General features: G+C 52.9%; 20 protein-coding genes. 4 read left to right on the top strand and 16 right to left on the bottom strand.

The genetic code is table 11. The annotated features are described in order from the left end of the window. Positions 1-24 precede the first annotated feature (24 nt). From odhB to sdhC, 6 genes are all read right to left on the bottom strand, one after another. A complete protein-coding gene (gene odhB / locus DRI82_RS01865; RefSeq protein WP_114191794.1) occupies positions 25-1,257 on the bottom strand; it encodes a 2-oxoglutarate dehydrogenase complex dihydrolipoyllysine-residue succinyltransferase in 1,233 nt (410 codons plus the stop codon). A gap of 15 nt (positions 1,258-1,272) precedes the next feature. Further along, complete coding sequence (gene sucA / locus DRI82_RS01860) at positions 1,273-4,080, bottom strand: 2-oxoglutarate dehydrogenase E1 component (RefSeq protein ID WP_114191793.1); 2,808 nt, start codon at positions 4,078-4,080, stop codon at positions 1,273-1,275. Positions 4,081-4,353: 273 nt separating this feature from the next. Then, on the bottom strand, positions 4,354-5,070 hold the full coding sequence (locus DRI82_RS01855; RefSeq protein ID WP_114191792.1) for a succinate dehydrogenase iron-sulfur subunit: 717 nt from the start codon (positions 5,068-5,070) through the stop codon (positions 4,354-4,356). Positions 5,071-5,132: 62 nt separating this feature from the next. Next, entirely contained in the window at positions 5,133-6,899 is a 1,767-nt protein-coding gene (gene sdhA, locus DRI82_RS01850; RefSeq protein ID WP_114191791.1) for a succinate dehydrogenase flavoprotein subunit, read from the bottom strand. Next, positions 6,900-7,247: a succinate dehydrogenase membrane anchor subunit gene (sdhD, locus tag DRI82_RS01845; RefSeq protein ID WP_114191790.1), complete on the bottom strand. Its 348-nt coding sequence runs from the start codon at positions 7,245-7,247 to the stop codon at positions 6,900-6,902. Then, positions 7,241-7,618 (bottom strand): succinate dehydrogenase cytochrome b556 subunit, encoded by a 378-nt coding sequence (sdhC, locus tag DRI82_RS01840; RefSeq protein WP_114191789.1) that lies wholly within the window; start codon positions 7,616-7,618, stop codon positions 7,241-7,243. The genes sdhD and sdhC overlap by 7 nt, the downstream gene beginning before the upstream one ends. Before the next feature lie 668 nt (positions 7,619-8,286). Here sdhC and DRI82_RS01835 point away from each other — a divergent pair. After that, complete coding sequence (locus tag DRI82_RS01835) at positions 8,287-9,573, top strand: citrate synthase (protein WP_114191788.1); 1,287 nt, start codon at positions 8,287-8,289, stop codon at positions 9,571-9,573. 55 nt (positions 9,574-9,628) lie between these two features. Here the strand turns inward: DRI82_RS01835 and nei are convergent, their stop codons facing one another. From nei to pxpB, 5 genes are read right to left on the bottom strand one after another with little or no spacing between them, the layout of a single operon-like run. After that, positions 9,629-10,420 carry an endonuclease VIII gene (nei, locus tag DRI82_RS01830; RefSeq protein ID WP_114191787.1) on the bottom strand — a complete coding sequence of 264 codons (792 nt, stop codon included), beginning with the start codon at positions 10,418-10,420 and terminating at the stop codon, positions 9,629-9,631. A 48-nt stretch (positions 10,421-10,468) separates the two neighbouring features. Further along, the gene (pcp, locus tag DRI82_RS01825; RefSeq protein WP_114191786.1) at positions 10,469-11,119 is read right to left on the bottom strand and encodes a pyroglutamyl-peptidase I; all 651 of its coding nucleotides are present in this window, start codon (positions 11,117-11,119) and stop codon (positions 10,469-10,471) included. Positions 11,120-11,173: 54 nt separating this feature from the next. Further along, a complete protein-coding gene (gene pxpA, locus DRI82_RS01820; protein WP_114191785.1) occupies positions 11,174-11,911 on the bottom strand; it encodes a 5-oxoprolinase subunit PxpA in 738 nt (245 codons plus the stop codon). Then, positions 11,901-12,830, bottom strand: coding sequence for a 5-oxoprolinase subunit PxpC (gene pxpC, locus DRI82_RS01815; RefSeq protein WP_114191784.1), 930 nt, complete (start codon positions 12,828-12,830; stop codon positions 11,901-11,903). Before pxpC ends, pxpA begins: the two co-directional genes overlap by 11 nt. Then, the gene (gene pxpB / locus DRI82_RS01810) at positions 12,824-13,480 is read right to left on the bottom strand and encodes a 5-oxoprolinase subunit PxpB (protein ID WP_114191783.1); all 657 of its coding nucleotides are present in this window, start codon (positions 13,478-13,480) and stop codon (positions 12,824-12,826) included. Before pxpB ends, pxpC begins: the two co-directional genes overlap by 7 nt. 294 nt (positions 13,481-13,774) lie before the next feature. Here pxpB and DRI82_RS01805 point away from each other — a divergent pair, with 294 nt between their 5' ends. Further along, entirely contained in the window at positions 13,775-15,235 is a 1,461-nt protein-coding gene (locus DRI82_RS01805; RefSeq protein WP_114191782.1) for an MFS transporter, read from the top strand. Between the two features lie 6 nt (positions 15,236-15,241). On the opposite strand, the gene DRI82_RS01800 is transcribed toward DRI82_RS01805, so the two are convergent. The 5 genes from DRI82_RS01800 to DRI82_RS01780 form a co-directional block, all read right to left on the bottom strand. Next, positions 15,242-15,985 (bottom strand): type 2 GTP cyclohydrolase I, encoded by a 744-nt coding sequence (locus DRI82_RS01800; protein ID WP_114191781.1) that lies wholly within the window; start codon positions 15,983-15,985, stop codon positions 15,242-15,244. Between the two features lie 55 nt (positions 15,986-16,040). Beyond that, positions 16,041-17,021, bottom strand: coding sequence for an MBL fold metallo-hydrolase (locus tag DRI82_RS01795; RefSeq protein ID WP_114191780.1), 981 nt, complete (start codon positions 17,019-17,021; stop codon positions 16,041-16,043). Positions 17,022-17,047: 26 nt separating this feature from the next. Beyond that, on the bottom strand, positions 17,048-18,493 hold the full coding sequence (gene phrB / locus DRI82_RS01790; RefSeq protein WP_114191779.1) for a deoxyribodipyrimidine photo-lyase: 1,446 nt from the start codon (positions 18,491-18,493) through the stop codon (positions 17,048-17,050). A 55-nt stretch (positions 18,494-18,548) separates the two neighbouring features. After that, positions 18,549-19,502, bottom strand: coding sequence for a YbgA family protein (locus DRI82_RS01785; protein ID WP_114191778.1), 954 nt, complete (start codon positions 19,500-19,502; stop codon positions 18,549-18,551). A 156-nt stretch (positions 19,503-19,658) separates the two neighbouring features. Continuing rightward, positions 19,659-19,865, bottom strand: coding sequence for a YbfA family protein (locus DRI82_RS01780; protein WP_114191777.1), 207 nt, complete (start codon positions 19,863-19,865; stop codon positions 19,659-19,661). 326 nt (positions 19,866-20,191) lie between these two features. On the opposite strand from DRI82_RS01780, the gene kdpF reads away from it, so the two are divergent. Together kdpF and kdpA are read left to right on the top strand one after the other, a co-directional pair. Beyond that, the gene (gene kdpF, locus DRI82_RS01775) at positions 20,192-20,281 is read left to right on the top strand and encodes a K(+)-transporting ATPase subunit F (RefSeq protein WP_114191776.1); all 90 of its coding nucleotides are present in this window, start codon (positions 20,192-20,194) and stop codon (positions 20,279-20,281) included. Then, positions 20,282-21,970 carry a potassium-transporting ATPase subunit KdpA gene (gene kdpA, locus DRI82_RS01770; RefSeq protein WP_114191775.1) on the top strand — a complete coding sequence of 563 codons (1,689 nt, stop codon included), beginning with the start codon at positions 20,282-20,284 and terminating at the stop codon, positions 21,968-21,970. It abuts the gene before it with no gap. Positions 21,971-21,980 lie beyond the last annotated feature (10 nt).

The raw sequence follows: 21,980 nt of genomic DNA, 5'->3' as shown, positions 1-21,980 counted from the left end.
GCGAACCGTACCCGGTATTTCTAGTTATACGTCCAGCAGCAGACGGGCCGGATCTTCCAGCATTTCTTTAATCGTCACCAGGAAGCTGACGGATTCGCGTCCGTCAATCAGGCGGTGATCGTAAGAGAGTGCCAGATACATCATTGGCTGAATAACCACCTGCCCATTAACCGCCATCGGGCGATCCTTGATGGCATGCATGCCCAGAATGGCGCTCTGCGGCGGGTTGATAATTGGCGTGGACATCAGCGAACCGAATACACCGCCGTTGGTAATGGTGAAGTTACCGCCGGTCAGTTCTTCTACTTTCAGCTTGCCGTCACGGCCTTTCACAGCCAGCTCTTTAATATTCTTCTCGATATCCGCCATGCCCAGGGTGTCGACATCGCGCAGAACCGGGGTAACCAGGCCGCGAGGCGTTGAAACCGCGATGCTGACGTCGAAGTAGTTGTGGTAAACCACATCTTCGCCGTCGATTGACGCATTCACTTCCGGGAAGCGCTTCAGCCCTTCTACCACCGCTTTCAGATAGAAAGACATGAAACCCAGACGCACGCCGTGACGTTTTTCAAACGATTCACCGTACTGCTTACGCAGATCCATAATCGGTTTCATGTTGATTTCGTTGAACGTGGTCAGCATTGCCGTGCTGTTTTTCGCTTCCAACAGACGCTCTGCCACACGCTTGCGCAGACGGGTCATCGGCACGCGTTTTTCACTGCGGCTACCCAATGACGGGACCGCGCTGGCAGATGCCTGATCAGCGGTTTTCGCTTCAGCCGGTTTCTCGGCTTTCCTGACGCTCGCGAGATGTTGATCAACATCTTCACGAGTGATACGTCCACCTACACCACTGCCTTTAATGGCATTGGCATCGAGGTCATGCTCGGCAATCATACGGCGGATCGCTGGGCTGAGAGTGTCGTTATTTTCTTCTTCCAGGGCAGCGGTGTGACGCTGTGCCGGGGTAGATTCTTTCGACTGGCTCTTCTCTTCGGTAGGTTTACCGGAGCTGTCACCTGGGCGCAGGCGCGCCAGCACCTGACGGGAAGTGACGGTTGCACCTTCATCTTCCAAAATGCTGTCCAGAATACCGGCTTCGCTGGCCGGCACTTCCAACACCACTTTATCGGTTTCGATTTCAACCAGCACTTCGTCACGGGCAACGGTATCACCCGGCTTTTTGTGCCAGGTGGAGACAGTCGCATCCGCTACGGACTCAGGCAAATCAGGAACCAGAATATCTACGCTACTCATTATCTATCCTTATTTTTAATCAACGTTCAGCGCGTCATTGACCAGAGCTTGCTGCTGTTTCTGGTGGACGGACATATACCCGACAGCTGGCGATGCAGAAGCCGGACGTCCCGCATAACGTAGGGAAGCTCCAAATGGGATAACTTCACGGAAATTGTGTTGGCTGCAATACCAGGCACCCTGATTCAGCGGCTCTTCCTGGCACCAGACAAAATCATGAACGTGGGCAAATTGCTCCAGCGTAGCTTGTACAGCCTGGTGTGGGAATGGATACAGCTGTTCAATACGCACGATCGCGACATCTTTCTGCTCGTTCTTGCGGCGCTGTTCCAGCAGATCATAGTAGACCTTGCCTGAACAAAGCACGACCCGCTTGACGGCTTTTGGATCAAGCTCATCAATCTCACCAATGGCGGGCTGGAAACTGCCGTTAGCCAGTTCATCCAGCGTCGAAATTGCCAATGGATGACGCAACAAGGATTTAGGTGACATCACGACCAGCGGACGGCGCATACCGCGCAGCGCCTGGCGACGGATCATGTGGTAGACCTGAGCCGGGGTGGACGGAATGCACACTTGCATATTCTGTTCAGCACACAACTGCAGGTAACGTTCCAGACGGGCTGAGGAGTGCTCTGGACCCTGACCTTCGTAGCCGTGTGGCAGCAGCATGACCAGGCCACACATCCGACCCCATTTCTGCTCACCAGAACTGATGAACTGGTCGATTACCACCTGCGCACCGTTGGCGAAGTCGCCAAACTGGGCTTCCCAGATAGTCAACGTACGCGGTTCAGCCGTCGCATAACCATATTCAAACGCCAGTACTGCCTCTTCAGACAACACTGAGTCCCAGACTTTGAAATCGCCCTGACTGTTGTGAATATTTGCCAGCGGCACATACACGGAGCCGTTCTTCTGGTTATGGACCACTGCGTGCCGATGGAAAAACGTGCCGCGGCCCATATCTTCCCCGGAGAGACGAACCGGGATGCCTTCATCAACCAGTGTCGCGTAAGCCAGGGTCTCTGCACCGCCCCAGTCGAACGCTTTGCTGCCTTCTGCCATCTCTTTACGATCGTGGTAGATCTTGGCAACGCGGGACTGCATTTCAATGGCTTCAGGAACGCTGCTGATTCGGCGTGCCAGTTCCTGCAGACGCTTCATTTCTACCTTGTTCGGATACTCTTCATCCCACTCGTGGTTGAGATAAGGAGACCAGGTGAACGAATGCATGTTCATTGGACGCCACTCTTCAACCACACAGTCACCGCGATCCAGAGCGTCGCGATACAGGTTGATCATTTCTGTGGCATCTTCCAGGCTGGCGATTTTCTGATCAAAGAGTTCATCAGCATAGATTTTGCGCGGTGTCGGGTGTTTCTTGATTTTCGAATACATCAGCGGCTGGGTGGCACTTGGCTCATCAGCTTCGTTGTGACCGTGGCGGCGGTAGCACACCAGATCGATCATCACATCACGCTTGAAAGTATTACGGAAATCCAGCGCTACACGCGTAACAAACGCGACAGCTTCCGGGTCATCTGCATTCACATGGAAAATAGGTGCCTGCACCATTTTCGCAATATCCGTACAGTATTCGGTCGAACGGGCATCGTGCGGGTTGGAGGTAGTAAAACCAACCTGGTTGTTGATCACGATCCGTACTGTTCCACCGACTTCATAACCGCGCGCCTGCGACATGTTCAGTGTTTCCTGAACCACGCCCTGACCGGTAATGGCGGCGTCACCATGAATGGTGATGGGCAGAACCATATTGCTGCGCGCTTCATCGAGACGATCGCGGCGGGCACGAACCGACCCCATCACCACCGGGCTGACGATCTCCAGGTGCGACGGGTTAAATGCCAGCGCCAGGTGAACCATACCGCCTTCAGTCTCTACGTCCGAAGAGTAGCCCTGATGATATTTAACGTCACCGGTACCGAGATGTTCTTTATGTTTACCCGCGAACTCATCGAACAGATCTTCTGGCTTTTTACCAAGAACGTTGATGAGAACGTTCAGACGGCCACGGTGCGCCATACCCATCACCACTTCACGCGTACCATTTTTGCCCGCGTGGCGGATCATCTCTTTCAGCATTGGCACCAGCGCATCACCACCTTCCAGCGAGAAGCGCTTGGCTCCCGGGAATTTGGCACCCAGATAGCGCTCCAGCCCTTCGGCTGCCGTCAGTTCGCTCAGGAAACGACGTTTTTCGTCTTTGGTGAATGATGCCTGACCCACTACAGATTCAATGCGCTGCTGAATCCAGCGTTTTTCATCCGTATTGGTGATATGCATATATTCCGCACCAATCGAGCCGCAGTAAGTCTGCTTAAGCGCTTTATACAGGTCGCTGAGTTTCATCGTGTCTTTGCCAATGGCGAAAGACCCGACGTTGAAACTTTCCTGGAAGTCGGCTTCGGTGAGATTATGGAATGCAGGATCGAGATCCGAGACCTCTTCCTGTTTCCACAAGCCGAGGGGATCGAGATTGGCATTCTGATGGCCGCGGAAGCGGAAGGCGTTGATTAACTGCAACACCTTGACTTGCTTGGCATCAGTTTCCGGATCATTTATTGCGGAATTATAACGTGATGTGTCTTTCGCCAACCGGCGGAAGTAGTCTCGCGTTTTGGAATGGAGCTGATCGGGTTTAACGCCCGCTGTTGGTAACTGCTGAAAAATTGAACGCCAGCTATCTTCAACGGAGCCCGGATCGGTTAAGTAGTCTTCATAGAGCTGCTCTATGTAGGACTGGTTCGCGCCCGCCAGATAGGAGGAATCCAGCCAGGCCTTCATTGCGCCGTTCTGCATCATGATCCCTTAAGCTTTAAAGCTTCAGTTTTCGCCGTGGTTAACATTTTAGGTAATTCACCGTATGAAACGTTTTGCCGTTAAAACAGTTCACTCGACGTACTCGTAGATACGTTCTGTCTGGAGCGTATGGCTCCTGCAAGGAACCTTTAAAAACCGGTTTAGCGTGATGTGACATCTATACAACCCTATGACAACACACATAAAACAGCTTTTAAAGACTCCCTGGCGTTATATTTCCCGGCAACATAACGTTGCCGGGAAATCGTCTACTCAGGCACCACGCTGTAACAGCATGGATTTGATGTGTCCAATCGCTTTGGTCGGATTAAGACCCTTAGGACAGACACTGACACAGTTCATGATGCTGTGGCACCGGAATACACTGAAAGCGTCATCCAGATCGTCCAGCCGCGCTTGTGTTTCGGTATCGCGACTGTCGATCAGGAAGCGGTAAGCTGCCAGCAAACCGGCCGGACCCACGAACTTGTCAGGGTTCCACCAGAAAGACGGACATGACGTTGAGCAGCATGCACAAAGAATACACTCGTACAGACCATCCAGTTTTGCCCGCTCGTCCGGCAACTGCAAGTGTTCACGCGCCGGAGGATTCTGTCCATTATTCAATAGGTAAGGCTTTATCTTCTCATACTGCTTATAGAACTGGCCCATGTCCACAACCAAATCACGGACAACGGGCAATCCGGGCAAAGGACGAATCACAATTTTCTTGCTGCCATGACGCAACGCAGAAATCGGTGTGATACAGGCCAGGCCATTTTTACCATTCATGTTCAGGCCGTCCGAACCGCAGACGCCTTCACGGCAAGAACGACGGAAAGCCAGGGTAGGATCTTGTTCTTTAAGCAGAATCAGCGCATCCAGCAACATCATATCGCGGCCATCTTTCGCCTCGAGCTGATAGTCCTTCATATAGGGCACGTCATCGACGTCCGGGTTGTAGCGATAAATTGAAAATTCGAGTTTCATAACCTGCTCCTCCGCAACTGTCAGCGCGTCGCTTTCACTAAGCGACTGTTTTCACAACGCAACTAGTAAGAACGCACTTTCGGCGGGAACGCCTCGCGTAGCTTCGGCTGCATGTTCACCTCACGGCGAGTCATGCTCTCAGTTTGCGGCAGATATAATGAGTGACACAGCCAGTTGGCATCGTCGCGATCAGGATAGTCGAAACGGCTGTGTGCGCCACGGCTCTCAGTACGATAATTTGCTGATACCGCCGTGGAGAACGCAGTTTCCATCAGATTTTCCAATTCCAGGCATTCGACACGCTGGGTGTTGAATTCGCTGGAAGTATCATCAAGACGGGCATTCTTCAGACGTTCACGGATCACCTTCAGCTCTTCCAGACCTTTCGCCATCGCATCGCCTTCACGGAAGACCGAGAAGTTATTCTGCATGCAGGCTTGAAGCGCCTTACGGATTTCAACCGGATCTTCACCTGAGCGGGTGTTGTTCCAACGGTTCATGCGATCCAGCGAGGCTTCGACATCCGATTCACTGGCGTCGCGGCTGGTGCCCTGCTCAAGCAAGGACTCCTGCAAATGCATACCGGCAGCACGGCCAAAGACCACCAGATCCAGCAGCGAGTTACCGCCAAGGCGGTTGGCGCCGTGAACGGATACGCAGGCGATTTCACCCACGGCAAACAATCCAGGGATGACGACGTCTTCGCCCTTCTCATTCACTGTGATGGCCTGACCGGTCACTTTGGTCGGGATACCGCCCATCATGTAATGACAGGTTGGAATAACCGGGATCGGTTCTTTCACCGGATCGACGTGGGCAAAAGTACGCGACAACTCAAGAATACCCGGCAGACGGGATTCCAGAACATCTTTACCCAAGTGATCCAGTTTAAGCTTGGCGTGTGGCCCCCACGGACCGTCGCAACCACGGCCTTCGCGGATTTCAATCATGATAGAACGGGCAACAACGTCACGACCGGCGAGATCTTTCGCATTCGGCGCATAACGTTCCATAAAGCGCTCGCCATCTTTATTCAGCAAATAGCCGCCTTCACCGCGACACCCTTCGGTCACCAGAACCCCGGCACCGGCAATACCGGTCGGGTGGAATTGCCACATTTCCATGTCCTGAACCGGCACCCCCGCACGCAGAGCCATACCCACGCCGTCACCGGTATTGATATGGGCGTTAGTGGTGGACTGATAAATACGGCCAGCACCGCCGGTCGCCAGCACGGTGGCCTTGGCTTTGAAGTAGACCACTTCACCGGTTTCAATACAGATTGCCGTACAGCCGACGATTGCGCCGTCCTGGTTTTTCACCAGATCCAGGGCATACCATTCGGAGAATATCGTAGTGTGGTTTTTCAGGTTCTGTTGGTACAGGGTGTGCAGCAGAGCGTGGCCGGTACGGTCAGCCGCAGCTGCAGTACGCGCCGCCTGCTCACCGCCGAAGTTTCTCGACTGGCCGCCAAATGGACGCTGGTAAATTCTGCCGTCATCAAGACGGGAGAACGGCAACCCCATGTGCTCCAGCTCCAGCACCGCTTCCGGGCCGGTTTTACACATATATTCAATGGCGTCCTGGTCACCGATGTAATCGGAACCTTTCACCGTGTCATACATATGCCATTCCCAGTTATCTTCATGGGTATTACCCAGGGCAACGGTGATGCCACCTTGCGCAGATACGGTATGGGAACGGGTTGGAAATACTTTGGATAACAGGGCGCAAGACAGCCCCATTTGTGAAATTTGCAGTGCTGCGCGCATGCCTGCACCGCCCGCACCAACGACGACTGCATCGAACTCTCTGACTGGCAGTTTCATTTATGCTCCCCACACTACGATTGTTCCGTACAATAAATAGACCAGCAGCGTGACAACGATGGCCAGTTGCAGCACCAATCTGATCGCAAGAGGTTTTATATAGTCCGTTAATACCTGCCACATACCGATCCAGGCGTGAACCAGAATCGAGAGCAGCGTCAGCAGTGTAAATACTTTGGTAATGGAGGAAGCGAAGAAACCGCGCCAGACTTCATAGGTAATATCCTGGGCTATGATAACAAAGCCAAGGATGTAGATGACATACAGGGTGATAACGATAGCGGAAGCACGAAGCAGTAACCAATCGTGTACGCCATTGCGTCCCAATGCAGAAACATTGCTTACCATACGAGGACTCCAGACAGGATTGACAGCACGACGGTCAGACCGATTGCCACTTGCGCAGAACGGGTACCGGCAGCCAAACTCTCTTCGATATAGCCAAAATCCATTAACAAATGGCGAATGCCACCGCAAATGTGATAGGCCAATGCAGTGAGAATCCCCCAGAAAATGAATTTGACAATGAAGCTATTCATTATGGCGGCAGCCTGAATGAAGCCCTCCGGGGAGGAGAGAGACAATCCAAGCAACCAGAGGAGGATACCCACGGCCACGAAGGTGATTACGCCTGAGACTCGATGTAAAATGGACGCTATCGCAGTAACGGGAAACTGAATCGTTTGCAGATCCAGGTTGACAGGTCTTTGTTTTTTCACGTTTTAGCCCACACAGCTCTTATTATTTTACTTCCTCCGGCCTGGGCGGGGATCAGACAGCGTTAAGAGCCGAAACCCTTCACGTCACGCGCTCAAACAACAACATCCAATGTGCTTAAACGGCGCGTTCTATATTAACGCTGGGTGCTCCTACTTCAGGGTTACCCGGAGACCTGGCGGCAGTATAGGATGTTCACATTCCTTTTACAATTCCCATACAAAATGTTTGGTCACATTTGCGCGAAACAGTGATTCGCATCACGAATTTCACATATCGTATAATATTTATTATCTAATTTGACAATAGATCAACATTTCCGTTACAAATAGGCATGAATTCTGTCCTATGATGCGCTAAAGAAGAGCAGATACACTTCCCTGTACAGCAGAGTTATGCAAAAGTGTAGTGTGTAAAAATCCGCATATGTCATGGGTAATGATTAACAGAATACAAATGATCTATTGAATCGTTAACAACATTGAATTGACGGCAACTTAGAAACGCCGCTTGTTTATCATGGCCCATTTGTTACACATGATATGCGCTCTGTACCCTTTTTCCCCAAAACAGAGTCCAGGCTGGCACAGTACGGCGAGCGCCCATTTGGCATCCACCGGCATTTCGGTTGTTACAGGTTTTTATAATAAGGCGCTAAGGAGACTGTAAAATGGCTGACAAGAAAGCGACGCTATCCCTAGAGGACGGAACATCGATTGAACTGGACGTGCTATCAGGCACGCTTGGCCAGGACGAAGTTGATATCCGTAGTCTTGGCTCAAAAGGCTTGTTCACGTTCGACCCGGGCTTTACCTCTACCGCATCCTGCGAATCCAAAATTACCTACATTGATGGCGACGAAGGTGTGTTGCTGCACCGTGGTTTCCCCATCGACCAACTGGCCGAACACTCCACTTTCCTGGAGGTCAGTTATATTCTTCTTTACGGTGAAGCACCTACCAAAGAAGAGTACGAAAACTTCAAGCAGATTGTTACCCGTCACACCATGATCCACGAACAGATTACCCGTCTGTTCCACGGTTTCCGCCGTGATTCGCACCCTATGGCGGTTCTGTGTGGTGTTACTGGCGCACTGGCTGCCTTCTATCACGACTCATTGGATGTGAACATTGAGCGTCATCGTGAAATCGCCGCGTACCGCCTGCTATCCAAAATGCCGACAGTGGCAGCGATGTGTTACAAGTATTCATTGGGTCAACCCTTTGTTTACCCACGCAATGACCTCTCCTATGCGGGCAACTTCCTGCATATGATGTTCTCTACCCCATGTGAAGAATATGTGGTGAATCCGATTCTGGAACGCGCCATGGATCGTATTCTGATCCTGCACGCCGATCATGAGCAGAACGCATCGACATCAACCGTGCGTACCGCAGGCTCTTCGGGTGCCAACCCGTTCGCCTGTATCGCGGCAGGCATTGCCTCGCTGTGGGGACCGGCTCACGGTGGTGCCAATGAAGCCTGCCTGAAAATGCTTGAGGAAATCAGTTCTGTTGAACACATTCCGGAATTTATCCGCCGTGCCAAAGACAAGAATGACGCTTTCCGCCTGATGGGCTTCGGTCACCGTGTTTATAAAAACTATGACCCGCGCGCCACTGTCATGCGTGATACCTGTCATGAAGTGCTGAAAGAACTGGGCATGAAAGACGATCTGCTGGAAGTCGCGATGGAGCTTGAGCATATTGCCCTGAACGACCCGTACTTCATCGAGAAGAAACTCTATCCGAACGTTGATTTCTATTCCGGTATCATTTTGAAAGCAATGGGTATTCCATCTACGATGTTCACCGTGATTTTTGCGATGGCACGTACCGTAGGCTGGATTGCCCACTGGAACGAAATGCATGCCGATGGCATCAAGATCGCTCGTCCACGCCAGCTTTATACGGGCTATGACAAGCGTGACTTCACTTCAAAGCTGGACAGAGAGTAACCGTTTCAGCCTGTTGAAAAGCAAACCGGAGCCCAGGCTCCGGTTTTTTTTACGGCTAAATCTGGCAGCACGGGCACCAGAAGAACGGACGGGATGAAAGTGACGTTTTAACAATCGGCTCCCCGCAGCGTTCACAGGGTAAACCAGTCCGACCAAAAACCTTGAAACGGAACAGCGCACCGTGATGGTGATTTTCATTCACCACGCCTCGCGTTGAGTAAGACAGACGCGCAACATCCAGCAATGCGTTTGCCAGCACCTCCAACTTAAGCGGATCGAGATCCTGTGGCTTATGCTGAGGAGCCAGTTTGGCCTGCCACAATATTTCCGCCCGCAGATAGTTACCCAATCCTGCCAGAAATGCCTGGTCGAGCAACATCCCCGAAAGTTGCCGACGATAAAAACGCGGCGACAACAAGCGCGCTTTCACCTCTGTCACCGTCAGATTTTCATCCAACACATCGGGGCCAATCCGTTGTAAAAAGGGATGTTCCGCGATCGTCCCACTCGGCCAGATCTCAATGTCTGAGGCGCTGTAAAGCAAAATGGCGCGCTCTTGCGTCTCCAGCCTGACTCGCAGTGAGCGTTTACTGTCGGGTTCTGCACCCGCCTCAACGACTCGCCAGACGCCATACAGTTGGTTATGGCTATACATACTCAACCCACAGGAGAAATGGGTCAGCAAGGCTTTACCGCGGGTATCAATCGACTCGATCGTCGAGCCAACCAATTGCGCCTGATAATGTTGTAACTCCAGGAATGCAAACCAAACCCGGGTCAACGGCGTTCCCACCACGGCATCGACCAATTTGTCTGCCGCACGGCGGATCTCGGGTCCTTCAGGCATCTCATTTACCTACTTTATTGCTTGAACCATCCATCGAATACATTGCGATCAGTGCGTGGCATCCGCGCTGCCCGTCAGATCCGGGTCAGTGTTCATCGCGATCGCGATCGCCAACTCCAGAGCAGTCAGGACAGTGTGCGTACACATACTTGGACTGCCAGGATGTTCTGCTGCCTGTTCCGGGAGATAGGGAATATGAATAAACCCGCCTTTTACCGCGCTCATCTCTGCTTGCGCCAGCCGATGCAATAATCCGTACATCAGGTGATTGCCCACAGAGGTTCCAGCAGTTTGTGATACAGAAACCGGGATCCCGGCATCACGCAATCCTGAGATCATCGCCTTCACCGGCAAACGGGTAAAGTAAGCAGCCGGAGCGCCAGCAATAATCGGTAGATCAATCGGTTGATTGCCTTCGCTATCGGGGGTTTGCGCATCATCATTATTAATCGCCACCCGCTCAAGGCTGATATCCGTACGCCCCCCGGCCTGCCCCACCGCCAGAATCAATACGGGGTTCAGTTCATCAATCGCGGCATTGAGCTGTTCAAGTGAGCGATAGAAAACGCAGGGAAGCTGACGCGCGACAATCCTAATACGCCCCAATTGCAAATCATTGAGTTGCTTTACTACTTCCCAGGAAGAATTGATACGTTCGCCAACAAAAGGCTCAAAACCAGTAACCAATACAGTTTGCATCAAAACTCCTTAAATAAATCAACCCTATCCTCGACGCGGGAGGCAGGCGTGAATTCAGTTCGCGCTGACGATAATATTCTGCTGCTTAAAACTTTCACGTAGCCGACTGGCAAACGCCAGCGCATGCTCTCCGTCACCATGCAAACAAATCGTATCGGCTTTCACTGCGGTAAACGACCCTTCACGGGTTTTCACCTGATGACGCAATACCATATCCAGCGTTTGTGCCAGTGCCAGTTGTGCGGTTTCAATCAACGCATCTGGATCACTGCGCGGCACCAGCGTGCCGTCAGCCAGATAGCGGCGATCGGCAAATACCTCCTGACGCGTCGCCAGTCCGTAGCGCCGTCCTGCAAGGATCAGTTCACTCCCGGCCAGCCCGACCAATCGTAAACGCGGATTGACGGCCAGCACCGCACGGGCAATCGCATCAGCCAGTACCGCATCCTTTGCCGCCTGGTTGTACAGCATGCCGTGCGGTTTGACATGCACCATTTCCGCCCCTTCGGCGTGTGCAATGGCAGCCAACGCACCCAACTGATAGACCACCTGGGCAAAAACTGTTTCAGGCGGCAATTGCATCGCTGTGCGGCCAAAGTTTTGCCGATCGGGAAAGCTCGGATGTGCGCCAATGGCGACACCGTATTGCCTGGCCCAGATAACCGACTGGCGCATCGTCTGGGCATCACCCGCATGGAAACCGCAGGCAATGTTCGCCGAACTGACGAGTTGCAAAAGTGCCTGGTCATGGTGACCGCCCTCCCCCAGATCGGCGTTGAGATCAACGATCATCCAACCCCCGGGCAACCTGTGACAGAAAACGATCCTGCTCAAGTTTGGCATGCTGTGCCTCTTCGAGGGTGCACTTGATAAAGTGCACCGGCTCGCCAAGACGAATTTGCGCCAAATTATAGAGATCGGCTTCGATCACGCAGGCAATGCGTGGGTATCCGCCCGTAGTCTGTGCATCAGCCAGCAATACAATCGGCTGACCATTGCCTGGCACCTGCACCACGCCCGGCAATAATCCATGTGACAACATATCCCGCGTCGTGGATCGTTGCAGTGCCGTGCCCAACAAGCGGTATCCCATACGATTACTTTGTGGGCTGATATGCCACGGCGTTTTCCAGAAAGTATCCCGCGACTCCTGGATAAATTCCTGATACTCGGGTCCTGGCAAAGCACGTATACGGTTTCCGAACAGCAATTGTTTCACACCCGACGATTGACGCGGCAGCCGACTCGCCTTGCCGATGGATAACACATCACCATCTCTCAAGGGCCGCCCCTCAAAGCCACCAAAATGCGCCTTGAGATCGGTACTGTACGAACCCAACACTTCAGGGACTTTAATGCCGCCCGAAATCGCCAGATAGCTACGCATTCCCCGTTTTGGCGTTTTCAATTTCAATTGCTGACCGGCCTTGACGGGATAACGCCAGCCGGTCCACAGGCGTTTGCCGTCCAGCTCCGCGTCGCAGCCAGTACCGGTGAGGGCAATCCATGCCGATTGGGTAAAGGTCGCGACAAACTGCCCGAGCGTTATTTCCAGTGCAGCGGCACCTTCATCGTTGGCAACCAGCATATTGGCCATTTTCAGTGCAGGGAGGTCAAGAGCACCGCTCTGGCTGACGCCGAGTGAGCGGTAGCCGGAACGCCCTTCATCCTGCACCGTCGTATGGATGCCTGCGCGAATGATTTTCAGCATACACCCTCCTTCTGCGGGATAAAGCGCACGTGATCGCCCGGACGCAGCAGCGTTGGCGACGCGCGGCGCGGATCAAACAACACGGAAGAGGTGTGGCCGATGACTTGCCAGCCGCCGGGCGTTGTCAATGGATAGATGCCCGTTTGCGCCCCCGCGATGCCGACAGAACCGGCAGGAACCCGCAGTCGGGGATCGCCGCGACGTGGTGTGGACAGGATTTCAGGCATGCCGCCCAGATAGGGGAAGCCCGGCTGAAACCCGAGGAAATAGACAACATAATCAGCAGAGGCGTGGCTCTCAACCACCTGTTTCCCTGTGAGGCCGCAGTGTTGGGCAACGACGTCCAAATCCGGCCCCTTGACTCCGCCATACACCACGGGGATATCGACATTGCGTGATTCCAGAATGAGGGATTCACTCTCTTCCCACCATTTCTGCAAATGCTCAATGGCATCCAGAATCGCCGACTGAGGATTGTTGAGTATTATGGTCAGATTATTCATGCCAGGAATGGCTTCTCGTACTTCTGGATAATCTTTCAGGCGAGCGGTCAGACCCCAAATTCGCTGCTGACTTTCCAGCGTAACCGGAGGTTCCAGTTCAAGCACCACTGCACTTTCCCCTAACAGGTAACATCGTGCTCGTTGCACTTTTTATTCCTCATATTCAGAATATTAATTATATACCCAAGTACCTGGAGATGCAGCGAGGCAGCAGGCAACGGCTCCATCGACGTGGGACCCATGGCTGGGCCGAGTCACTGACCGCAGCTTTATCCTAAATAATTCGAGTAGTTATGCGCGAATTAATACAGCAATGTCAACTTGCTGCCCCATACTGACTCTCGCCCTTACGCCTCGTAAGGTTTCCCCTCCAGACCTCAACTGCTAGTATCAATGTCATTGGCATTATGATTCAGTGAATCATCCACTCAGGGAGAGGCAGTGAAAAAGACTCTTGGTGTATTCTTTCCACTCTACACTACCACCTTACTGATGTTGCTGGGCTCCGGTCTGCTCACCACCTACATTTCCCTTCGATTAAACGCCAATAACGTCACTGGTGCCATGATCGGAGCCATCATTGCGGCCAACTACATCGGGTTGGTGATCGGCGGTAAGATTGGCCATTTCCTGATTGCCCGCGTTGGTCATATCCGCGCCTATGTATCCTGCTCTGGCATCATCACGGCTGCCGTCCTCGGCCATGGTCTGACCGAACTCATCTCCGTCTGGGTGATACTGCGATTGATTATTGGCCTGTGCATGATGTGCCAGTACATGGTGCTCGAAAGCTGGTTGAATGACCAATCAAAACCCAATCAGCGCGGGGTGGTATTTGGATTTTATATGGTTGCATCCTATCTGGGGATGTCACTGGGTCAGATTGTTCTGATTTTACAAGACGGATTGGGCATTAATACGTTAATACTCATCGCCACCTGCTTTGCGCTGTGTCTGGTGCCCATCGCTCTCACTACCCGCACCAACGCCGGGCATATGTCGCCTGCTCCCATGGAGCTGAAATTCTTCATCAATGCGATCCCCAAGATCCTGGGCATCACGCTGGTCATTGGTATGGTTGTGGGATCTTTTTACGGCATGGCACCGGTCTATACCAGCCAACAGGAATTCACTACCCAGCAAACCGGTCTGTTCATGGCACTGGCTATTTTTGCCGGGCTGTTGGCGCAATTCCCCCTGAGTTGGCTTTCTGACCGCTATAACCGTAACCGACTGATGCAGATTAATGCGTTATTGCTGACCGTAACGGCCTTGCCCCTGGCCCTGTTGCCACATATCTCATTTCCGCTGCTGCTGGGAATTGGTTTCGTCGTCAGCCTGATGCAGTTCACGCTCTATCCCCTGGTGGTGGCGCTCGCCAATGACATGATCGAGCCCGAGAGGCGAGTTTCATTGTCGGCCTGTTTGTTGATGGCATTCGGCGTCGGGGCCTGTATCGGCCCATTGGCAGTAGGCGCGCTGATACAACCGCTCGGTGGAAATATCCTTTACGCGTTCTTCGCGATCTGTGGCGCGCTGATTGTCGCGTTGAGCCGCACCCGTGCCGAAGAAGCCGAACCGCAATTGGCCATTGATGCACCGTTGCCACACATTGCCATGCCGGACAGTCTGGTGAGTTCGCCGCTATCACCCGCGCTGAACCCGACCTTTGACGAACAAATGATCCATGACAAAATGCCCGCACCTGAATTGTCTGAAGAGCAAGAGGCGCAGGCCATGGAGAGTCATGCGGCGGCAGCCATGAATGAAGAGCAGCCCAGCAAGTTCCCACCGCAGGGTGCGGATCCGCAGATCGATACGGGTTTGCAACGGGCGTTTGAGATTATGAAAGATGAGAACGCTGGCGACGAAAACATTCCCGCCGCCAAGCCACCGCGTTAACGGCTTTTATGCAGGATTGTCGATATCAATAAACATCACATCAAGACGATGCTCGGTGGAGAGCCATTCACCGAGCGCTTTTACGCCATAGCGTTCAGTCGCATGGTGTCCGGCAGCAAAAAAGTGCAGTCCCATCTCGCGGGCGATATGGATGGTCTGTTCTGAGACTTCCCCACTAATGAATGCATCGACGCCAAATTCCGCTGCCTGCTCGATAAAACCCTGTCCACCGCCGGTACACCAGGCGACCCGGCGAATCTGCGCAGGCGCACCGATGCTGCTATGCAACACCGCACGACCTAATCGGGTTTCAATACGTTCACGCAATTGATCGCCACTGAGCGGTGTATCCAACATGCCAAAGGGCACCAGCGGCATCACTTCCCCTTGAACATCAATGGATAGTTTCTGCGCCAGTTGCGCGTTATTTCCCAAAACCGGATGCGCATCCAGCGGCAGATGGTAGCCATACAGATTGATGTCATTACACAACAGAGTTTTCAACCGATTGCGTTTCATACCACGCACCGCGGCAGGTTCACTCTTCCAGAAATATCCGTGATGAACCACAATGGCATCGGCCTGATGCTCAACAGCCGCATCCAATAAAGCCTGACACGCCGTCACACCCGTCACAATGCGCTGCACTTGCTGACGACCTTCAACCTGTAAACCGTTCGGCGCATAGTCCTGAAAGTCGCCGACGCTCAATTTCTGATTAATCAGGTTTTCCAGTTCAAGATTCAGCATGACGTTGTTCCCATAATAAAAATTTTCTGTTCAGTAAATTCATCAGCCTTCGCCATCAAAATTGCTGGCGATCACCCTGTTGCATAAAGATAAATTTAACACCCAACTGATTGCCTTCATTCAGCTGTTTTTCTACCAGCGCATGGGCATCAACACCGGCTTTCAACGACGGCTTGATATGGCTGATCACTATCGGCAGCGCGTTCAGCGACGTCTCCCCACCGCTGTATTTTTCCAGATTTTTCAATTCCTTCAATAACCATGTGGGTGTCAGATGACCATAGAGTTGATTATCGGCCACACCGTCGGGATAAGAAGTTTCTATAATCATGCCCTTCAATTGTTTTTTCTCAATCAACGGTCCCAGCGCTCGCCAGATAGCGTCAAGATTTTTAGACTTTTCAACCGCGTCCGGGCCGGTATCTCCGAAGTAGGCGAAATATTCATTGCCCTGATTGATCAGCAACATCGCAGAGGAAGAGCTGTCGTGGCTGAGAGGATAGACCGTCGCCCGCAGACGGGTGACCCCCAGCGTAAAGCTTTGCCCAGGCCGGGGAGCGTTGAGGCGATAGGTGCCAAGCCGCGTGCCATTGCCAGAATCACTGAAATTGGGCCAGGTTTTCCAGTTAAAATAGTGCGCTCTCAGCGTACCCACCGCATCTTCGGTGGTGTAGATCGTTTTCTTGCTGTCTTCCGTGGAGGCGATAACCAACCCCGCCAAATGATCCAGATGCGCGTGGCTGATAAAATAGGTGGAAATCAGCTCACGGAAAATGTACCCCTGCTGCGTCCAGGGTGCAGCCACCTGTTCAGTCACCTGAGGGAAACTGCCCTTCTCCAACCCCTTGGCGATACCGGGCAGCACCGAGCCTGCATCCAGCGCCACATAGCGGGTATCCTCATCGCTGCGAATCAGATATGACGTCAGATTCCCTTCGACCACGCCACCATTGACGCCGAGAGCAACCACATCAAATCCGGCCCAGCTCACTGCTGAGTAACCGGCCAGTAATAACGCCAGAACATTCTTAATCATTACCCAGCTCCTTGCTGTAAAACCATTTATCCCTCGCCGAATGCAGAGTGAGCGTGGCTTTTTGCCGCCTCAAATGCTGCCAATGTTTCTTTACGCGCCTGCGAGTGATCCACCAGCGGGGAGGGATAGTCTAGCACGCGCTGCTGGCGCTCCGCCCACCTATGGGGTTGATGAATGTCACTTTCTGGTACATCGGCCAGTTCCGGCAACCATTGGCGGATAAAACGTCCCTGCGGATCGAACCGCTCGCCTTGCGTGGTAGGATTGAAAATGCGGAAATACGGTGCCGCGTCAGTGCCCGTGGACGCCGCCCACTGCCAGCCACCATTATTCGCCGCCAGATCGCCATCCAGCAATTGCGCCATGAAATACCGCTCACCCGCTCGCCAGTCGATAAGCAGATCTTTTACCAAAAAACTGGCCACAATCATGCGCAGCCGATTATGCATCCAACCAGTTTTATTCAGTTGACGCATAGCTGCATCAACAATCGGATAGCCGGTTTTCCCTTCCTGCCACGCGTGCAACGCACCGGGAATATCACGCCAGCGAACATTTTGCGTCCAGTCAACGAACGGCTGGTGTTTGCACAAACGTGGCCAGGCGACCAATAGGTGGCGATAAAACTCGCGCCATATCAATTCATTGAGCCAACCGAATGCGCCGCCGTCGCTTTTGTCCAACACGTCTGGGCACTCGGTGCGCAGGCGATTGAAACACTGCCGGGGAGAAAGCACGCCCACCGCCAGATAAGGCGAAATCTTGCTGGTGCCATCAATGGCGGGGAGATCGCGTTGCGTCAGATAATCCTGCACCCGCTCGCGGCAGAAGCTGCGCAATTGCGCCAAGGCAGCCTCCTCACCCGCCGGGAACATTTCGTCAACCGTAGCCTGCGGCATAGCAAAAGGCGTCAGCGGATACCGGGTGACGCCCTGTGCAGAACGCTTTCTCGGGGCGGGAAGCGAACGGCTGTCTGACTCCGTCAATCGCTGCAAGAACGCCTTGCGAAATGGCGTATAGACTTTGTACATCTCACCGCTGCCGGTTCTTACACTCCCCGGCGGTAGCAGCAAGCTGTCATCAAAACTCTGGCAAATCACCTGCCCTGTGAGGGCCTTTTCAAGCGCATCATCACGCAGACGCTCATTAATTTCATACTGGCGATTATAGAAAAGGCGATCGACCTGCTGTTGCTGACAAAAATCAGCCAACCAGTCGACGCTTTGTCCGAAGTCGTCACACTGATGGTAATGGAGTTCTATACCCCGTTCCGCCAGCGCCGACTGTAATGCCTGCAAGTTCTGATAGATAAAAGCCGCCTGACGCGGTGCCATCCCGTGAGCCTGCCATTGCTGAGGTGTGGCGATAAATACCGCTTTTACATCAGCATCGATTTGCTCACAGGCGGCGGAAAGTGCACGGTTATCAGTTACTCGCAGATCGTTTCGGAACCAGACCAGATGCGTGGTCATAAAAATATCCTTATATACCCTTCATACTTGGGGATTACTGCACGACAGCGGGCAGCTAGTGACCATAACGCAAGCGCAGCGCTTCCGGGTAAGGTTCAAAGTAGCGCTGTTCGGCCAGATAACTGTCCGGATATTCAGCCATGTAATGCTTCAGTAGCGTGATGGGCGCCAGCAACGGCTGAATACCCTGCCGGTAGCGGTCGATCAGTTGTGTCAATTCCTGGCGCTGTGGGGAACTGAGTTGACGACGAAAATACCCCTGCACATGCATTAACACATTGGTGTGATTACGGCGCGTCGTTTTATGGGTCAGCAATGTCATAAGACGACTGCGGTATTCAACCGCGAAATCCTCCAGGGAATCCCAGGTATCCATCGCCGCCACGAAACGGCCCAATTCGCGGTATTCAGGCTGCGAATGCGCCAGCAGCGACAATTTATAACGGCTGTGAAACGCCATCAACCGGCCACGGGTCAGCCCTTTTTTCCACAACATATTGAGTTCATAAAGTGCGAATACCCGCTCGACAAAATTCTCACGCAGCATGGGATCGGTCAGGCGGCCATCCTCTTCCACCGGTAGCCAGGGCATTTGCCTGAGCAGTTCTGCGGTAAACAGACCAACCCCACTTTTGCGCGCACTGTCGCCTTTTTCGCTATAAACCCTCACCCGCTCCATGCCACAACTGGGCGATTTGGCGCAGACGATGTAACCGCACAGATGATTCAAAGCGGCGATTTTCTTTTCAGAGAACTGCTGCATCGCCTGAGTCACGTCGATCGTGGCGTCATTGCTATGGCGCAGCATCACCTCACCGGCTCCTTTTACCAGACGCAGTGCGGGTCTCGGCGTCGGTAAGCCAATCGCCATTTCCGGGCAAACAGCTTCAAAACGCACATACGGTGCCAGTTGTTCAACCGCAAACGCCAGACGTTTATGGCCGCCATCAAAACGCACGTTGTCCCCGAGCAGACAGGCACTGATTCCCACTGGAATTTGGTCACTCATTGGCAACTCCTGACATTGCTTGGCATCTTAAAAGTGTAGATGACATTACACCGTTGATGGCGGTCTGTGGTTGAAAGCTAAAAATGAAAAACCCCAATCAGCAGATCGGGGTTTTTCCATTTTAATGCGGGCAGAACTCTTATTCAGCAACAGGGATCAATAAAATTCCTGTGCACCCAATTCTGATTGGGCAAGCCATACCGGTTTGTCACTGGTTTTCGACCAGACACGGTGTAAATAGCTGTAAAAGCGCGCGCGATCGCTGCGGAATAACATCACTGGCAATGCCAGTACACCCACAATCATGGCAACGCAGCGACGCAGAAGAATCCGGTGCCTGGGGAAAGCGGTATAAACGTTCATTGAGATCCTCCTTAAAATAGGTCTTAACAATAAAATTTTCACAATGGCATCGGGTGCACCGAGCAGAACCAATCGGAAACTGAGCAAAACTTTACCGCATTTTGTGTAATTTTACTACTCATCCGACCACATAAGCGTCGAAAAAGTGCACGAATTCCTAAAAACCCCGTAAGTGAGTTACATAAAAGTTAAAAACAAACTTATCAATAGTTAAATTAAGGTTATTTTTATACTTTCTTTACACCCCTCCCTGCTTTTTTATCACTATCTTTTCCTGCCGTTTCCTATTCTGGCGCTATCAAAAAAATCACCTGTGGAGGTGGATCGTGAGTTTCAGCGTTATTTTGAGTGCGCTGCTGGTTCTGTTGCTGCTGGCCTATCTGGTTTATGCCCTGCTGAATGCGGAGGAGTTTTAAATGGCAGCATCCGGGTTCCTGCTTATCGCGACGTATCTACTGATATTGATGGTACTGGCAAAACCGCTGGGCAGCTTTCTGGCGCGCCTGATTGAGGGTGAGCCTTATCCTGCGTTGCAAAAATTTGAGCAAGGTGTTTGGCGTTGTGCGCAGGTAAAAAATGAGGAGATGAACTGGTGGCAATACACGCTGGCGATCCTCATCTTTAATCTGCTGGGCCTGATTTTGCTGATGGTCCTGTTGATGACCCAGGGATCGTTACCGCTCAATCCGCAACATATGCCAGGTATGAGTTGGGATCTGGCGATGAATACCGCCGTCAGTTTTGTCACCAATACCAACTGGCAAGCCTACAGCGGCGAAAACACCCTAAGCTATCTCAGCCAGATGGTTGGTTTGAGCGTGCAGAATTTCCTGTCTGCCGCGACCGGGATCGCCGTGGCGTTTGCGCTGATTCGTGCTTTCGCCCGCCGCTCGTCCAGTACGGTCGGTAACGCCTGGGTAGATTTATTGCGCATCACACTCTATGTGCTGGTGCCTTTGGCGCTGGTGATTGCGTTGGTGATGATCAGTCAGGGCGTATTGCAGAACTTCGCGCCATACCAACATGTGATCACGCTTGAGGGCAGCGAACAGATCCTGCCGATGGGGCCCGTGGCATCGCAGGAAGCGATAAAAATGCTCGGTACCAACGGGGGCGGTTTCTTTGGCGCCAACTCGGCGCATCCCTTTGAGAACCCGACGGCGCTCAGCAACTTCGTGCAGATGCTGGCGATCTTCCTGATCCCCTGTGCCCTGTGTTTCTCGTTCGGTCAGGCTGTGGGCGATGACCGTCAGGGGCATGCACTGCTTTGGGCGATGACGCTGATTTTTGTCGTCGCTGTTGGGGTGGTGATGTACGCCGAACAGGCGGGAAATCCGCACCTGATGCCCTTGGGTGCTGACAGCAACATCAATATGGAAGGCAAGGAGTCACGCTTCGGGATTCTCTCCACCAGCCTGTTTGCAGTAATTACTACTGCCGCCTCGTGCGGTGCAGTCAACGCCATGCACGACTCTTTCACCGCCATGGGTGGCATGGTGCCAATGTGGCTGATGCAGATTGGTGAAGTGGTGTTCGGCGGCGTGGGCTCTGGTCTGTACGGCATGCTGCTGTTCGTGTTGCTGACGGTATTCATTGCCGGTCTGATGATTGGCCGCACTCCAGAATATCTCGGTAAAAAAATCGATGTGTTCGACATGAAAATGACGGCGCTGGCGATTTTGGTCACCCCGACGCTGGTCTTGCTGGGTACTGCGTTGGCACTAGCCACCGAGTCAGGCCGCGCGGGGATCCTTAACCCTGGCGCACATGGTTTCAGTGAAGTGCTGTACGCCGTCTCCTCGGCGGCCAACAACAACGGTAGCGCCTTTGGTGGGCTCAGCGTCAATACGCCGTTCTACAACATGCTGCTGGCGATAGCGATGTTCGTCGGGCGCTTTGGTGTGATCGTTCCCGTCATGGCTATCGCCGGTTCGCTGGCAGCGAAGAAACGTCAGTCAGCAGGAAATGGCACCCTGCCAACCAGTGGCCCGCTGTTCATCGGGTTATTGGTCGGCACGGTATTGCTGGTGGGTGCGTTGACCTTTATTCCGGCGCTGGCGCTGGGGCCGGTCGCCGAACATCTGCAAGTCTGGTTAGCTCACTGATGCTGTGGAG

Source organism: Edaphovirga cremea (genome assembly GCF_003332275.1).
Lineage (GTDB): Bacteria > Pseudomonadota > Gammaproteobacteria > Enterobacterales > Enterobacteriaceae > Edaphovirga > Edaphovirga cremea.
This window is presented reverse-complemented; position numbering and strand designations above follow the sequence as displayed.

What these genes read in the sequence shown, in the direction of transcription:
- DRI82_RS01785 (WP_114191778.1), bottom strand. Translation starts at nt 19,502, where the DNA reads ATGAGTGACCAAATTCCAGTGGGAATCAGTGCCTGTCTGCTCGGGGAC.
- sdhD (WP_114191790.1), bottom strand. Translation starts at nt 7,247, where the DNA reads ATGGTAAGCAATGTTTCTGCATTGGGACGCAATGGCGTACACGATTGG.
- phrB (WP_114191779.1), bottom strand. Translation starts at nt 18,493, where the DNA reads ATGACCACGCATCTGGTCTGGTTCCGAAACGATCTGCGAGTAACTGAT.
- pcp (WP_114191786.1), bottom strand. Translation starts at nt 11,119, where the DNA reads ATGCAAACTGTATTGGTTACTGGTTTTGAGCCTTTTGTTGGCGAACGT.
- kdpA (WP_114191775.1), top strand. Translation starts at nt 20,282, where the DNA reads ATGGCAGCATCCGGGTTCCTGCTTATCGCGACGTATCTACTGATATTG.
- DRI82_RS01855 (WP_114191792.1), bottom strand. Translation starts at nt 5,070, where the DNA reads ATGAAACTCGAATTTTCAATTTATCGCTACAACCCGGACGTCGATGAC.
- nei (WP_114191787.1), bottom strand. Translation starts at nt 10,420, where the DNA reads ATGCCTGAAGGACCCGAGATCCGCCGTGCGGCAGACAAATTGGTCGAT.
- sdhA (WP_114191791.1), bottom strand. Translation starts at nt 6,899, where the DNA reads ATGAAACTGCCAGTCAGAGAGTTCGATGCAGTCGTCGTTGGTGCGGGC.
- sucA (WP_114191793.1), bottom strand. Translation starts at nt 4,080, where the DNA reads ATGCAGAACGGCGCAATGAAGGCCTGGCTGGATTCCTCCTATCTGGCG.
- DRI82_RS01800 (WP_114191781.1), bottom strand. Translation starts at nt 15,985, where the DNA reads ATGCTGAATCTTGAACTGGAAAACCTGATTAATCAGAAATTGAGCGTC.
- pxpA (WP_114191785.1), bottom strand. Translation starts at nt 11,911, where the DNA reads ATGATCGTTGATCTCAACGCCGATCTGGGGGAGGGCGGTCACCATGAC.
- DRI82_RS01795 (WP_114191780.1), bottom strand. Translation starts at nt 17,021, where the DNA reads ATGATTAAGAATGTTCTGGCGTTATTACTGGCCGGTTACTCAGCAGTG.
- pxpC (WP_114191784.1), bottom strand. Translation starts at nt 12,830, where the DNA reads ATGCTGAAAATCATTCGCGCAGGCATCCATACGACGGTGCAGGATGAA.
- DRI82_RS01780 (WP_114191777.1), bottom strand. Translation starts at nt 19,865, where the DNA reads ATGAACGTTTATACCGCTTTCCCCAGGCACCGGATTCTTCTGCGTCGC.
- odhB (WP_114191794.1), bottom strand. Translation starts at nt 1,257, where the DNA reads ATGAGTAGCGTAGATATTCTGGTTCCTGATTTGCCTGAGTCCGTAGCG.
- DRI82_RS01835 (WP_114191788.1), top strand. Translation starts at nt 8,287, where the DNA reads ATGGCTGACAAGAAAGCGACGCTATCCCTAGAGGACGGAACATCGATT.